Source organism: Streptomyces sp. NPDC111516 (genome assembly GCF_055635345.1).
Genome location: NZ_JBVKBV010000005.1, coordinates 216,680 through 230,774, shown reverse-complemented (window position 1 = coordinate 230,774; position 14,095 = coordinate 216,680). Strand labels below are relative to the sequence as shown.

Sequence of the window (14,095 nt, the reverse complement as noted above, 5' to 3'; positions counted from 1 at the left end):
CATCGCTCCCTCCTCCGCCTTGGATTCGAAGGCCCCAGACACCGCTCCTTCTCCCACTGCCAATCGTGGGTCAGGCCGTAACCTGCCGGGATGACGGAGCAGCTGACGCCCATGCCCACGGACTGGCGGCGTGCCCTCGCCGTGGTCGCGCACCCCGACGACCTGGAGTACGGCTGCGCGGCGGCGATCGCGGACTGGACCGATGGCGGGCGCGAGGTCTCCTATCTCCTCGCCACCCGCGGCGAGGCCGGTATCGACTCGCTCGCCCCGGCGGAATGCGCACCACTGCGCGAGAGGGAACAGCGGGCGAGCGCGGCGGTCGTCGGCGTCACCACCGTGGAGTTCCTGGATCACCGCGACGGAGTGATCGAGTACGGAATCCCGCTGCGCCGCGACATCGCCGCGGCCATCCGCAGGCACCGCCCCGAACTGGTCATCACGCTCAACCACCGTGACACCTGGGGCGGCGTCGCCTGGAACTCCGCGGACCACCGGGCGGTCGGCCGTGCCACCCTGGATGCCGCGGCCGACGCGGGCAATCGCTGGATCTTCCCGGAGCTGACCGGGGCGGGGCTCCCGCCGTGGAACGGGGTGCGATGGGTCGCGGTAGCGGGGTCGGCCACCCCCACCCACGCCGTCGATGCGACGCCCGGACTGGAGCGGTCCGTGGAATCACTGCTGGCGCACCGTACGTACATCGAAGGGCTGACGGACGAGAACCCCGAGGCATACTGCCGCACCTTCCTGACCGGACACGCGCAGTCCGCGGCCGAGCGATTCGGTGGCCGCCCCGCCGTCACTTTCGAGCTCTTCGCCCGCTGATCGCGGGCCCGGGCAGGGTAGAGCTCCAGGCCCTGGTGTTGATGTTGTCCAGACCATTGACATGCAAGCGACACAATGTTGAATTCAGTGTTGTTGTGTTGTGTGACTCCGGTGACTTGAGTGATCAATGGAGGACCTGTGATGCCTCGCCCGTCCCGTTTCACCGCGCTCGGCACGGCGGCGACCCTGCTGGCCGGCGGTCTGCTGACCGCGGTGCCGCCCGCGCAGGCAGCCGACCGTGCCGGGACCGCCGCACCGGCGAAGTCCGCGGCGGGGCAGCGGACCCCCGCCATCTCGCCGACCCCGCAGTCCGTGCGGAACCGACCCGACCGGATCACCATCAGCCCCACCGTCACCGTGGTGGCGGGCGCGACCGCTGACGAGCCGTCCCTCAAGGCGGTGGAGACCGCGCTCCGCCGGGCCGGTGCACAGAGCGTGGTACGCAGCGACAGACCGGGCAGGAGCGGGCTCACCGTCCATGTCGGTGACTCCGCCGCGCTCGCCGCCCAGCACCTCGACGGCCCGTCCGGGCTGCCCGCCGACGGCTATGTGCTCGGCATCGGGGCCGACCGCATCGTCCTCGCCGGTAAGGACACCACCGGCACGTACTACGCCGCGCAGACCCTGCGTCAGGTTCTGCCGCAGGTGAAGCATCCGGGTGCCGAGGTCGCCGGGCTCGCCGTGCGTGACTGGCCCGGCACCGCACTGCGCGGAGTCATCGAGGGCTTCTACGGAACCCCGTGGTCGCACGAGGCCCGGCTCGACCAGCTCGACTACTACGGCGAGCACAAGATGAACATCTACGTGTACTCGCCCAAGGACGATGCGTATCTCCGGGCGAAGTGGCGCGACGCCTACCCCGCCGACCAGCTGGCCCAGATCAAGGAGCTCACCGACCGGGCAGTCGAACGGCACGTGGAGTTCACGTACGCGCTCTCGCCCGGCCTCTCCGTCTGCTACAGCTCGGACGCCGACGCCAAGGCCCTGGTCGACAAGTTCCAGACGATCTGGGACATCGGCGTACGGACCTTCGCCATTCCGCTCGACGACATCAGCTACACCAACTGGAACTGCGCCGAGGACAAGGCCAAGTGGGGGACCGGCGGCGGTGCGGCGGGCGCGGCGCAGGCCTATCTGCTCAACCGGGTCAACAAGGAGTTCATCGCCACCCACCCGGGTGCCCAGCCGCTCCAGATGGTCCCCACCGAGTACTACAACGTCTCCGCGTCGCCGTACAAGAAGGCGCTGGCCGAGCAGCTCGACCCCGGTGTCCTGGTCGAATGGACCGGCGTCGGCGTCGTCGCACCGACCATGACCGTCGCGCAGGCCGAGGCGGCCCGCACGGTCTTCAACCACCCGATCCTGACGTGGGACAACTACCCGGTCAACGACTACGCGACCAACCGGCTGCTGCTCGGCCCGTTCAACGGACGGGAGAAGGGCCTGCCCGGCAAGCTGGCCGGGATCACCGCCAACCCGATGATCCAGCCGTACGCCTCGAAGATCGCGCTCCATACCGTTTCCGACTACGCCTGGAACGACGCCGCGTACGACCCGCGCACCTCGTGGGGCGAGGGGCTGAAGGAGTACGCGGGCGGCGACCCCCGTACCGAGAAGGCGCTGCGGGCCTTCGCCGACGTCAACTACAGCTCCGCCCTCAACGAGGGCCAGGCCCCCGAGCTGGCGGCCGAGTTCGCCCGCTACTGGGAGTCCGGCGACACCGCGCGGCTCACTTCGGTGCTCGGCGCGCTCGGCTCCGCACCCGGCCGGTTGCGCGGCAGCCTCCCGGACCGTGGCTTCATCGCCGACTCCGGCCCCTGGCTGGACGCCACCGAGTCCTGGGCCACCGCCGCCCGTACCGCTCTGCGCATGGTCGAGGCGGCCCGCGCCGGAAAGGGCGCGCAGGCCTGGGAGCTGCGGCAGCAGCTGCCCGCACAGGTCGCCGCGGCGAAGTCGTTCACCTACACCGGGCTGGACGGCCGCAAGGTGCCGGTCCTCGTCGGTGACGGCGTGCTGGACCGGTTCATCGACGCGGCGAGCGCCGAACACGACCGGATTCTCGGCGTGAGCGGTCGGCCCTCGGCAACTACGAGCCTGGGCACGTACCAGAGCAACACGGTCGCCCGGATGCTGGACGGCGACGACTCCACCTACTTCTGGAGCGACCGCGCGCCCGCGGCGGGCGACCAGGTCACCGTGGACCTGGGCCGGGTGCGGGACATCGGCGACATCACCCTCGCCATGGCCAAGCCCGGCAGCACCGACGACTACCTGCACCAGGGCGTGCTCGAATACTCGGCCGACGGGCAGAACTGGCAGCAGCTCACTGCCTTCGCCGGGAAGCCGGACGTCACCGCGACCGCGCCCGCCGGAACGAAGGCCCGCTATGTGCGGGCGCGGGCGACCGCCGGCCAGGACAACTGGCTCGTCGTACGGGAGTTCAGCGTCCCGGTCGAGGACGGTGCGGTCACCGGAGGTCCGCCGGCCGCGACCGGATCCTCGCTGCGGGCGGCGTCCGACGGGGACCCGGGCACCGTCTACCGGGCCGCCCGCGCTCCGGAGGCCGGGGAGGCGCTGGAGATGGGGCTCGTCGCCGCGCGTCCCGTGCGGTCCGTCACCGTCCTGCAGCCGGCCGGATCCGCCGGGCGCGCCGACATCCAGCTGCGCGGCACCGACGGAACGTGGCAGACGGTCGGCGCGCTCGCCGGCCCGTACGCCGAGGTGCCTGCCGCGGGCCGCACCGCCGACGCGGTACGCCTGGTCTGGCGCGCGGGGTCGGCGGCGCCGCAGATCGCCGAAGTGGTGGTGGCCGGCCAGGACTGACGCCCGGCCGTCGGATCACGGCCGGGGTCGCACCGGCCGCCGGCCCCGGCCGAACACGCCCGGTCCGGGCCGAAGCGCTTCGGCCCGGACCGGGCGCAGCCATGCCCGCCTCGGGCCGAAACCGGCAACGGCAGGTTGTTTCCAGAGAGGCAAGCAACCGCTTAGTATGCGCCGGAGCAGTGGTAATGCCGACAGCGTTGTGGAGGCCCCTCATGCAGGCATGGCGAGTGCACCGGAACGGCGAGCCGAACGAGGTGATGCGGCTCGAAGAGACCGACCGGCCCACGCCTGTCGACGGGCAGGTGCTCATCGAGGTGCTCGCGGCGGACGTCAACTTCCCCGATGCGCTGCTCTGCCGGGGCCAGTACCAGGTGCGGCCGCCACTGCCGTTCACGCCCGGGGTGGAGATCTGCGGCCGGACGCCGGACGGCCGACGGGTGCTCGCCACGCCTGCCCTGCCGAACGGCGGATTCGCCGAGTACGTCGTCGCGGACGAGGCCTCCCTGCTGCCCGCCCCGGAAGCCCTGGACGACGCCGAGGCCGCCGCCCTCCACATCGGCTACCAGACGGGCTGGTTCGGCCTGCACCGCAGGGCACATGTCCAGGCGGGCGAAACGCTCCTGGTCCATGCGGCGGCCGGTGGGGTCGGCAGCGCGGCCGTGCAGCTCGGCAAGGCCGCCGGAGCGACCGTCATCGGCGTCGTAGGAGGTACCGAGAAGGCGAAGATCGCCGGCGAGCTCGGCTGCGACCTGGTCATCGACCGCCGGAGCGAGGACATCGTCGCCGCCGTGAAGGAGGTCACCGGCGGGCGCGGAGCCGATGTGGTGTACGACCCGGTCGGCGGCGACGCGTACGCCAAGTCCGTGAAGTGCGTCGCCTTCGAGGGCCGGGTGATCGTCGTCGGCTTCGCGAGCGGAGTCATCCCCGCCCCGGCGCTGAACCACGCCCTCGTCAAGAACTACTCGATCGTCGGACTCCACTGGGGTCTGTACAACTCGCAGGATCCGGCCGCCGTCCGCGCCTGCCACGACGAACTCACCCGTCTCGCGGCCGCGGGGGTCATCAAGCCGCTGATCAGCGAGCGTGTCGGGATGGACGGGGCCGCAGCCGCCGTCCAGCGGGTCGCGGACGGCACCAGCACCGGCCGGATCGTCGTCCTCCCGTCAGGAGCCGCCCGATGACGACCCCCGACGCGGCCGAACTCCGCCGCCGCACCCAGGAGCTGCTCGCCGCACACCCCCCGGCCACCACCGACCGCACCGCCTTCCTCAAGGCCCGCTTCGACGCCGGACTCGCCTGGGTCCACTACCCGGCCGGCCTCGGCGGCCTCGACGCGCCGCGCTCCCTGCAGTCCGTCGTCGACGCCGAACTCGCCGCCGCGGGTGCGCCCGACAACGACCCTCGCCGGATCGGTATCGGCCTCGGTATGGCCGCCCCCACCATCCTCGGCTATGGCACCGACGAGCAGAAGCAGCGCTTTCTGCGGCCGTTGTGGGTCGGCGAGGAGGTCTGGTGCCAGCTGTTCAGCGAACCGGGCGCCGGATCCGACCTCGCCGCGCTCGGCACCCGCGCCGTCCGTGACGGCGAGGACTGGGTGGTCGACGGACAGAAGGTCTGGACGTCCAGCGCCCATCTGGCGCGCTGGGGAATCCTCATCGCCCGCACCGACCCGGACCAGCCCAAGCACCGCGGTATCAGCTACTTCATCTGCGACATGACGGACCCCGGCGTCGAGGTGAGGCCGCTGCGCCAGATCACCGGCGAGGCCGAGTTCAACGAGGTCTTCCTGACCGGCGTACGCATCCCGGACAGCAGGCGCCTCGGCCCGGTCGGCGAGGGTTGGAAGGTCGCCCGGACCACTCTGATGAACGAGCGGGTCTCCATCGGCGGGGCGCGTATCCCGCGAGAGGGCGGCATGATCGGCCCGGTCGCCGGCACCTGGCGCGCACGCCCCGAACTGCGCACCCACGACCTCCACCAGCGCCTGCTGAGCCTCTGGGTCGAGGCCGAGGTCGCCCGGCTCACCGGCACCCGGCTGCGCCAGCAGCTCGTCGCCGGACAGCCCGGCCCCGAGGGTTCAGGCATGAAGCTGGCCTTCGCCCGGCTCAACCAGGAGATCAGCGGACTGGAGGTCGAACTCCTGGGCGAAGAAGGTCTGTTGTACAGCGACTGGACCATGCGCCGCCCGGAACTCGTCGACTTCACCGGACGCGACGCCGGTTACCGCTATCTCCGCTCCAAGGGCAACTCCATCGAGGGCGGCACCAGCGAGGTACTGCTCAACATCGTTGCCGAGCGCGTCCTCGGTCTGCCCGCAGAGCCGCGCAACGACAAGGACGTCCCCTGGAAGGACCTGGCCCGATGACCGCACCGACCGAAGAGACCCAGGCGCCCGATCTGCTGTACTCGGAGGCCGAGGACGATCTGCGCGCAGCGGTGCGTTCGCTGCTCGCCGACCGGTGCGACGCGCCGGCGGTCCTTGCCCGCATCGAGTCCGACACGCCCTACGACCAGCGGCTCTGGCAGGCCCTCGCCGCCGACATCGGCGCCGCCGGACTGCTGGTGCGGGAGGAACTGGGCGGGCAGGGCGCCGGCCATCGCGAGGCCGCGGTGGTGCTGGAGGAGCTGGGGCGCGGCGTCGCCCCCGTGCCGTATCTGACGAGCGCGGTCGTCGCCACCGAGATCCTGCTCGCGCTGGGGGCACTGGACGGACCGGTCACCGAACTGCTCCGCGACCTCGCCATCGGGCGCAAGGTCGCGGTCCTTGCCGTACCGTTCTCCGCCCCGTCGCCCGGCGCCGTACAGCCGGCCGGTGTCGTGGCCGACGCGCTGGAGGGGACCGTGACCGGCGTCGCCGACGCGCCCGCGGCCGATGTGCTGCTGGTGCCGACGACCGACGGTCTGTACGAGGTGGAGACCGGCGCCGAAGGCGTCACCGTCGAGCCCCTCGTCCCGCTCGACCTGACCCGCCCGCTCGCCACCGTCACCCTCGCCAAGGCCCCCGGAACCCGCCTGGCCAACGGTGCGTCCGCGGTCTCCGCCGTGCGCCGGGGCCTGCTGGCGGGCGCCGGACTGCTCGCCTCCGAGCAGCTCGGACTCGCCGAGTGGTGCCTGACCGAGACGGTCCGCCACACCCGCGAACGGCACCAGTTCAACCGGCCCGTCGGCTCGTTCCAGGCCCTCAAGCACCGTATGGCGCAGCTCTGGCTGGAGGTCGGGTCGGCCCGCGCCGCCGCGCGGAACGCCGCGGACGCCCTCGCGACCGGCAGCCCCGACACGCCGTTGGCGGTGGCCGTCGCGCAGGCGTACTGCTCGAAGGTCGCGGTGCACGCGGCGGAGGAGTGCATTCAGCTGCACGGCGGCATCGGCATGACCTGGGAGCACCCGGCGCACCTGTACCTCAAGCGCGCCAAGGCCGACTCGATCGCGTACGGCACGGCCGGACACCATCGCGAGGCCATCGCCGAGCTGGTCGATCTGCCCGCTCCGTAAGGAACGCCCCGCGGTGCGGCGGTAGTTGGGAGCGGAGGTGCGTGTCGGCGCACCTCCGCTCCGTCGCTCCGGCGTCCGGTGGGGTACCGAGCATCCCTTTACCTGTTGTTTAATTGCGAGGGATTCGCAACAACAGTCGATCTTCAATAAGGGGTGTGCAGAGTATGACGGGCCGAACGATACGGGGAGGGGTCGCCGCGACACTGGCGACCGTGCTGTCGTTGACCGCGGCGGCCTGCTCACGACCGGGTGGCTCGGACGACGGCAACTCCGGTTCGGGGGCGGGGGAGTCGGCGGTGGTCGCAATCGCCTACGAGCCCGACAGCCTCAGCCCGCTGCTGGGCTACGGCAAGGACGGCAACTCCAAGATCTTCGACGGGCTGCTCGCCCTCGACGCGCACATGAAGCTGCGGCCCGCTCTCGCCACCGCCCTGCCCGCGGTGAGCGACGACGGGCTGACGTACACGTACAAGCTCCGCCGAGGCGTGAAGTTCAGCGACGGGAAGCCGTTCGGCGCCAAGGACGTCGTCTTCACCTACCGCACCATCCTGGACGGGAAGACCAACAACGCGTCCCGGACCGAACTCGACGCGGTGAAGAGCGTCGCGGCGACGGGCGACGACACCGTGGTCTTCACACTCAAGTACCCCTACGCGCCCTTCGCCCAGCGCACCGTCCTGCCCATCGCCCCCGAACACGTCGCGGGCAGGCAGGATGTCAACACCGGCGCCTTCACGACCCACCCCATCGGCACCGGACCGTACGTCCTCACCAAGTGGTCCAAGGGCGAGAAGCTGAGCTTCAGGGCCAACCCCGACTACTGGGGCGGCGCACCGAAGGTGAAGAAGTTCACCATGGCGATCATCAAGGACGACGACGTTCGCGCCACCCGGCTGCGCTCCGGTGAGCTCGACGGCGCGATCCTGCCGCCCAACCTGGCCAAGGGCTTCGCCCGCGGCAGCGGTATGCGGACGTACGCAGCGACGACGTACGACTACCGCACGGTGACCCTGCCCACCCACAACAAGGTCACGGGCGACCCCGCGATCCGGCGCGCCCTCGATGCCGCCGTCGACCGCGAGGCCATGGTCGACTCCATCCTCAACGGCGAGGGCAGGCCCGCCTACGGCCCCGTCCCCACCCACAGCGAGTGGTTCGCCAAGGGCACCGAACGCCCCCACGATCTGGCCGCCGCGAAGAAGATCCTCGACGACGCCGGGTGGAAACCCGGCAAGGACGGCATCCGTACCAAGGACGGCGTACGCGCCGCGTTCCCGCTCTGGTACCTCACCGGCGACAAGCTCCGCCAGGACCACGCACTCGCCTACGCGTCCGACGCCAAGAAGGCCGGCATCGACATCACCACCGAGGCCGGAACCTGGGAGGTCATCGAGCCCCGGATGAAGCAGGACGCCGTGCTCGCGGGCGGCGGATCGCCGGCCGACCCCGACTTCGACCAGTACACCCTGCTGAAGTCCTCGCTCGCGGGCGACGGCTTCAACAACATGGCGTGGTACGACAACAAGGCCGTCGACCAGGCCCTCGAAGCGGGCCGCCGGAGCGGCGACACGGCCGCACGCAAGGCCGCCTACGACACCGTCCAGCGCGAACTGGCGAAGAACCCCGGCTATACCTTCCTCACCCACATCGACCATCTCTACGTCGTGAAGGACCGTTTCGGCGCCCTCACCACCCAGGTGGAACCGCACGACCACGGTCTGGCATCCGGCCCGTGGTGGAACGTCGAGGACTGGACGCCGAAGCAGTGAACCACCGCCTCCCCTGGGGAGAGATGGGCAGGATGGCGGGACGACGGGTGCTGCTCGCCGTCCCCGTCCTGGCCGCCGTGACGTTCGGGGTCTTCGCCGTCGCCGCCGCCTCCCCCTTCGACCCCGTCAAGGCGTACGCGGGCACCGCCGGTCTCACCGCCTCGCAGGAGAACCTCGATCAGCTGCGGGCCGGCCTCGGCGTCGACCAGCCCCTCGTGTCCCGCTGGTGGGACTGGCTGACCTCCGCGCTCAGCGGTGACCTCGGCGCCTCCAGCGTGCTGCGCCAGCCCGTAGCCGATGTCATCGGCGAGCGCCTGGGCTGGTCCGTGCTGCTCGCCGCGACCGCCTTCCTGGTCGCCGTAGTCCTGGGCACGGGCCTCGGCGTACTGGCCGCGCGTCGGCCCGGCGGTCTTCTCGACCGGTGCGTCAGCTCCGCCGCGTACACGCTCGAAGCCGCCCCGGCCTTCTGGCTCGGACTGCTCGCCATCTGGTTCTTCGCCCTGAAACTCGATGTGCTCCCGGCCGGCGGCCTCACCGACGCGGCCAGCGATATCGTCACCTTCGGGCAGGTGGCCACCCATCTGGTGCTGCCGGCGGCCGTGCTCGGGATCTCCCAACTGCCCTGGTTCTTCCTGTACGTACGCCAGGGCGTCGCCGACGCACTGGACGAGGACCCGGTGCGCGGCGCCCGTGCCCGAGGACTGCGCGAACGCACCGTGCTGCTCGGCCACGCCCTGCGCTCCGGCATGCTGCCGATGCTCACCCTCATCGGCTCCCGCGTCCCCGAACTCATCACCGGCGCCCTGCTCGTCGAGACGGTCTTCAGCTGGCCCGGCATCGCCGCCGCCACCGTCCAGGCCGCCACCTCCGTCGACTTCCCGCTGCTCGCGGCGCTCACCGTGCTCGCCACCGTGGCGGTCGTCCTCGGCAACCTCCTCTCCGATCTGCTCTACGCGATCGCCGACCCGAGAGTGGGCTTCGATGGCTGAACTCGTCCTCGGATCCGCCCGCCGCACCAACCGCCGCATCCGGGTGGCCGGCTCCGCCGGAATCGTCGCCGTGGTGCTGCTCGCGGTCCTGCTCGTACCACCGCTGGTCCAGCTCGACCAGCAGGCCGTCGACCTCGCGGCCAGACTCCGACCACCTTCCTGGGAGCACCCGTTCGGCACCGACGACGTCGGCCGCGACCTGCTGCTGCGTTGCGTCTACGGGCTCCGCGTCTCGCTGCTCGTCGGCATCGTCGCCGGGCTCACCGCCACCGTCATCGGGACCGCCGTGGGTGCGCTGGCCGCCGCGTTCGGGGGCTGGACCGACCGGATCGTCATGCGGCTCGTGGACATTTTCTCGTCCGTACCGCATCTGCTGCTCGGCATCTTCATCGTCGCCATGTTCCGGCCGGGCGTCGGCCCGGTGATCGTGTCCGTCGCCCTCACCCACTGGCTCTCGACGGCCCGGATCGTCCGCTCCGAAGTGCTGTCGCTGCGCTCCCGCCCGTTCATCGACGCGGCGATCTCCGGCGGGGCCTCACGCGGCCGGGTCATCGTCCGGCATCTGCTGCCCGCGGTACTTCCACAGGCGGGCCTCGCCGCGGTGCTCATGGTGCCGCACGCCATGTGGCACGAGTCCGCGCTCTCCTTCCTGGGGCTCGGACTCCCCACCCACCAGGCGAGCCTCGGCAACCTCGTGCAGACGGCGCGCGGTTCGCTGCTCGCCGGGGACTGGTGGCCGACGCTCTTCCCCGGCCTCTTCCTGATCATCCCGACCCTCGCCCTGGCGGGCCTCGCCGGTGCCTGGCGGGAACGGATCAACCCGCGCCGCCGATCGGAGCTGATGCTGTGAACATCGTCCCGGCCCCCCAGAACCCGGACTCGCAGACGAAGGAACCGCGGCCCCCGGTCCTGTCCGTCCGCGGGCTCTCCGTCCGCTTCAGCATGCGCGGCGGGCGGCACATCGCGGCCGTCAGCGACGCCCACTTCGACCTCGCGGCGGGGGAGTGCCTCGCCCTGGTCGGCGAGAGCGGCTGCGGCAAGTCCGTGCTCGCCTCCGCGCTGCTGGGCCTGCTCCCCGGCAACGCGCGGACCGCCGGCTCGGCGCTGCTCCACGACGGCACCGATCTCCTCACCGCCGACGAACGGACCCTCGCCCGCACGGTACGGGGCCGCCGCATCGGACTCGTACCGCAGAGCCCGGCGGCCCACCTCACCCCGGTCCGCACGGTGCGAGCCCAGCTGGAGGAGACGCTCCGCGAACTGACCGGCATCCGAAGGCCCGCGCTGCGCGCCGCCGCTGAACAGGCCGCCGCGCGAGCCGCGTTCCCGGCCGGCCACCTGGACCGGTACCCGCACGAACTCTCCGGCGGGCTCGCCCAACGCGCCGCGACCGCACTGGCCCTGATCGGCGACGCACCCCTGCTCCTGGCCGACGAACCGACCACCGGACTCGACCGCGACCTGGTCGAGCGGACCGTCGACGAACTGCGCCACCACACCGACGGTGACAGGGCGCTGCTGATCATCACCCACGACCTGGCGGCGGCCGAGCGGATCGCCGACCGGGTCGCCGTGATGTACGCGGGCCGCATCGTCGAACTCGCCGACGCCGACCGGTTCTTCGGGGGGCCGGGACCGGGCCACCCGTACGCCCGCGGTCTCCTCGACGCGCTCCCGGAGCGAGCCTTCACCCCCATCCCCGGGATGCCACCGGAACTCGGCGCGCTCCCCGACGGCTGCGCGTTCGCGGCCCGCTGCAGCCGCGCCGACGACCAGTGCTCCGTCCCACCCCCGTTCGACGGCCGTCTCGCCTGCCACCACGGCGTGCGGACCGCCGCGGAGGAGTCCGCCCATGCTTGAACTCACCCGTATCACCGCCGGATACCACCCCCGCGACCCCGTGGTCCGCGATGCCTCGTTGACGGTTGAACCCGGCGAATCCGTCGGACTGCTGGGCCCGAGCGGTTGCGGTAAATCGACCCTGGCCAGGGTCGCCGCGCTGCTGCACCGCCCGGACACCGGCACGGTCACGCAGGACGGCCGACCGGTACGAGGCTGGCGGCACCGCGCCCCGAGAGCGCAGCGCACCGCTGTCGGCGTCGTCTTCCAACAGCCCCGGCTCTCGGCCGACCCCCGGCTCAGCCTCCGCGAACTCATCGCCCAGCCCCTGCGCGCCACCGGCCGGCGCTCGGCGGTGACGGACCGGGTGGCCGAACTGGCACCGGCCGTCGGCCTCACCGCCGAACTGCTGAACCGGCGTCCGCACGAGGTGAGCGACGGCCAGTTGCAGCGCGCCTGCCTCGCCAGAGCACTGGTCCTGCGGCCGCGCTGGCTGATCTGCGACGAGATGACGGCGATGCTCGACGCGTCGACGACCGCCGCGCTGGTCGCGGTCGTCGAGTCCTACCGACGCGAGTCCGGGGCCGGTCTGCTGGCCGTCGGCCATGACCGGGTGCTGCTGGAACGCTGGTGCGACCGCACGGTCGGCTGGCAGGAAATCACCGGGCACGGCGCACCGAAGGAGGCCATGAACCCGGCTTGATGAGGGCGTGCTCTTCACGCATACGACAAGGAAGATCCCGGGGCGGTCCGCATTCGGCAGGCTCCGGTCGAAGGGAGACACGGCGGCGGCCCCCACCACCCCCGGACGGTCCCGGCCAGGGGAACGACAGTCGACGAGCGCACGACGAGCCGGTCAACTCTTGTGCGGCGCCTGCCGTTTGCAGGGACACCGGTCGCATACTCGGTCGCGTCCGACCGTCCGATCCGCCCCTCGCCCCGGGAGAATCCATGGCGTATCCGACCCGCCGAAGCGTCGTCACCACCGCGCTCGCCACCGTCGCCGCAGGCGCGGTGCTGTCCCCGAAGACAGCCGCCGCGTCCGAGGCCTCCGCCGAGCCCCCGGCCGCGGGCCGGCATCGCCCGCGACCGCTGCGCCGGGCCCACGCGCACAACGACTACCTGCACACGCGCCCCCTCCACGATGCGCTCGACCACGGCTTCACCAGCGTCGAGGCGGACATCTTCCTCGTGGACGGCGAACTGCTGGTCGCCCACGAGGCCACGGATCTCGACCCCGGCCGGACCCTCGCCTCGCTCTACCTCGACCCGCTGCTGGCCAGGATTCGAGCCAACCACGGCACGGTCCACCCCGGCTACCGCGAACCCGTCCAGCTGCTGATCGACATCAAGACCGACGGGGCGGCCGCCTACCTCGAACTCGACCGGCAGCTGAGGCGGTACCGGAAGATGCTGACGGCGTACCACCACGGCCGGGTCCGGCCCGGGGCGATCACACCCGTCATCTCCGGCGACCGCGCCGCCCGCGTCCCGATGGAGGCACAGCGCACCCGCTACGCCTTCTACGACGGCCGGCCCGACGACCTCGGGACGGCGGCCACCGCTTCGTTCATTCCGCTCATCAGCAGCAGCTGGAGCGACAACTTCGGCTGGCTGGGCGCGGGTCCCTTCCCCGTGGCCGAGCGGGACAAACTGCGCTCGCTCGTCACCACGGCCCACCGAAGTGGCCAACGCGTCCGCTTCTGGGCCACTCCCGACGTCGCCGGACCGGAGCGGGACGCCGTATGGACCGAGCTGCTGGCCGCCGGGGTCGACCATCTCAACACCGACGACCTGGCGGGGCTCGAACTCTTTCTCCGCACCCATGACAGGGACGCCGGGGCCGAGGCCGATGCGCTCGGCGGCTGACCGGACACGGCGCGCCGTCCGGGTGTGACAGCCAGTCAACACCCGGATGGCGGACACGCCAGTCCGCCGGATGGCCTCTCCGCTACGCCACACTGGCGGCCGAATGCCGCATTCCGGCGCGGCGGAGGAGGTTGGCCATGGCCATTTCGATCTCACTGGTGCTGTTTCTGCTGATCCTTGCGGTGATCTTCTTCCGCAACGGGGGGCTGAAGCTCTCGCATGCGCTGGTCTGCGCCATGCTCGGGTTCTTCCTCGCGGGTACGAGCATGGCGCCGACCATTCAGAACGGCCTGACGGCCACGGCCGACGTCGTCAGCAGCCTCAAGCCCTGACCACGGCGGCCCGTTCGGTGACCGGGACCCCAAGGGCGCGGTCACCGGACACCGTGTGCATTGCCGCCTCAGGGCGGTCCCGGGCATCGGTCGCAAACGGTCGTCGGTGATCCGGAACAGGGTGGATACGGGCCGGTATCACGAGCAGAAGGTGATCGTT

12 protein-coding genes are annotated in these 14,095 nt (G+C 71.5%); all 12 read left to right on the top strand.

What is annotated here, in order from left to right; all coding sequences use genetic code 11:
* Window positions 1-90: 90 nt before the first annotated feature.
* Window positions 91-822, top strand: coding sequence for a PIG-L deacetylase family protein (locus ACZ7L9_RS13190; protein WP_471414980.1), 732 nt, complete (start codon window positions 91-93; stop codon window positions 820-822).
* Between the two features lie 141 nt (window positions 823-963).
* Window positions 964-3,645: a beta-N-acetylglucosaminidase domain-containing protein gene (locus ACZ7L9_RS13185; protein WP_471414979.1), complete on the top strand. Its 2,682-nt coding sequence runs from the start codon at window positions 964-966 to the stop codon at window positions 3,643-3,645.
* Between the two features lie 212 nt (window positions 3,646-3,857).
* Entirely contained in the window at window positions 3,858-4,826 is a 969-nt protein-coding gene (locus ACZ7L9_RS13180; RefSeq protein WP_471414977.1) for an NADPH:quinone oxidoreductase family protein, read from the top strand.
* Window positions 4,823-6,010: an acyl-CoA dehydrogenase family protein gene (locus tag ACZ7L9_RS13175; protein WP_471414975.1), complete on the top strand. Its 1,188-nt coding sequence runs from the start codon at window positions 4,823-4,825 to the stop codon at window positions 6,008-6,010. The genes ACZ7L9_RS13180 and ACZ7L9_RS13175 overlap by 4 nt, the downstream gene beginning before the upstream one ends.
* Entirely contained in the window at window positions 6,007-7,137 is a 1,131-nt protein-coding gene (locus tag ACZ7L9_RS13170; protein ID WP_471414974.1) for an acyl-CoA dehydrogenase family protein, read from the top strand. Before ACZ7L9_RS13175 ends, ACZ7L9_RS13170 begins: the two co-directional genes overlap by 4 nt.
* 164 nt (window positions 7,138-7,301) lie before the next feature.
* Window positions 7,302-8,906, top strand: a complete 1,605-nt coding sequence (locus tag ACZ7L9_RS13165) for an ABC transporter substrate-binding protein (protein WP_471414972.1) — start codon at window positions 7,302-7,304, stop codon at window positions 8,904-8,906.
* 23 nt (window positions 8,907-8,929) lie between these two features.
* Window positions 8,930-9,895, top strand: coding sequence for an ABC transporter permease (locus tag ACZ7L9_RS13160; protein WP_471415199.1), 966 nt, complete (start codon window positions 8,930-8,932; stop codon window positions 9,893-9,895).
* Window positions 9,888-10,745 carry an ABC transporter permease gene (locus tag ACZ7L9_RS13155; RefSeq protein ID WP_471414970.1) on the top strand — a complete coding sequence of 286 codons (858 nt, stop codon included), beginning with the start codon at window positions 9,888-9,890 and terminating at the stop codon, window positions 10,743-10,745. Before ACZ7L9_RS13160 ends, ACZ7L9_RS13155 begins: the two co-directional genes overlap by 8 nt.
* Before the next feature lie 92 nt (window positions 10,746-10,837).
* Window positions 10,838-11,755 carry an ABC transporter ATP-binding protein gene (locus ACZ7L9_RS13150; protein ID WP_471415198.1) on the top strand — a complete coding sequence of 306 codons (918 nt, stop codon included), beginning with the start codon at window positions 10,838-10,840 and terminating at the stop codon, window positions 11,753-11,755.
* A complete protein-coding gene (locus ACZ7L9_RS13145; protein ID WP_471414969.1) occupies window positions 11,748-12,437 on the top strand; it encodes an ABC transporter ATP-binding protein in 690 nt (229 codons plus the stop codon). Before ACZ7L9_RS13150 ends, ACZ7L9_RS13145 begins: the two co-directional genes overlap by 8 nt.
* Before the next feature lie 248 nt (window positions 12,438-12,685).
* Complete coding sequence (locus ACZ7L9_RS13140; protein WP_471414967.1) at window positions 12,686-13,603, top strand: phosphatidylinositol-specific phospholipase C/glycerophosphodiester phosphodiesterase family protein; 918 nt, start codon at window positions 12,686-12,688, stop codon at window positions 13,601-13,603.
* A 137-nt stretch (window positions 13,604-13,740) separates the two neighbouring features.
* Entirely contained in the window at window positions 13,741-13,935 is a 195-nt protein-coding gene (locus ACZ7L9_RS13135) for a hypothetical protein (RefSeq protein ID WP_471414966.1), read from the top strand.
* The last annotated feature ends 160 nt before the right edge of the window (window positions 13,936-14,095 follow it).

Coding starts and splice junctions, on each gene's coding strand:
- ACZ7L9_RS13180 (WP_471414977.1), top strand. CDS start 3,858: ATGCAGGCATGGCGAGTGCACCGGAACGGCGAGCCGAACGAGGTGATG.
- ACZ7L9_RS13160 (WP_471415199.1), top strand. CDS start 8,930: ATGGGCAGGATGGCGGGACGACGGGTGCTGCTCGCCGTCCCCGTCCTG.
- ACZ7L9_RS13170 (WP_471414974.1), top strand. CDS start 6,007: ATGACCGCACCGACCGAAGAGACCCAGGCGCCCGATCTGCTGTACTCG.
- ACZ7L9_RS13145 (WP_471414969.1), top strand. CDS start 11,748: ATGCTTGAACTCACCCGTATCACCGCCGGATACCACCCCCGCGACCCC.
- ACZ7L9_RS13155 (WP_471414970.1), top strand. CDS start 9,888: ATGGCTGAACTCGTCCTCGGATCCGCCCGCCGCACCAACCGCCGCATC.
- ACZ7L9_RS13150 (WP_471415198.1), top strand. CDS start 10,838: ATGCGCGGCGGGCGGCACATCGCGGCCGTCAGCGACGCCCACTTCGAC.
- ACZ7L9_RS13190 (WP_471414980.1), top strand. CDS start 91: ATGACGGAGCAGCTGACGCCCATGCCCACGGACTGGCGGCGTGCCCTC.
- ACZ7L9_RS13135 (WP_471414966.1), top strand. CDS start 13,741: ATGGCCATTTCGATCTCACTGGTGCTGTTTCTGCTGATCCTTGCGGTG.
- ACZ7L9_RS13185 (WP_471414979.1), top strand. CDS start 964: ATGCCTCGCCCGTCCCGTTTCACCGCGCTCGGCACGGCGGCGACCCTG.
- ACZ7L9_RS13165 (WP_471414972.1), top strand. CDS start 7,302: ATGACGGGCCGAACGATACGGGGAGGGGTCGCCGCGACACTGGCGACC.
- ACZ7L9_RS13140 (WP_471414967.1), top strand. CDS start 12,686: ATGGCGTATCCGACCCGCCGAAGCGTCGTCACCACCGCGCTCGCCACC.
- ACZ7L9_RS13175 (WP_471414975.1), top strand. CDS start 4,823: ATGACGACCCCCGACGCGGCCGAACTCCGCCGCCGCACCCAGGAGCTG.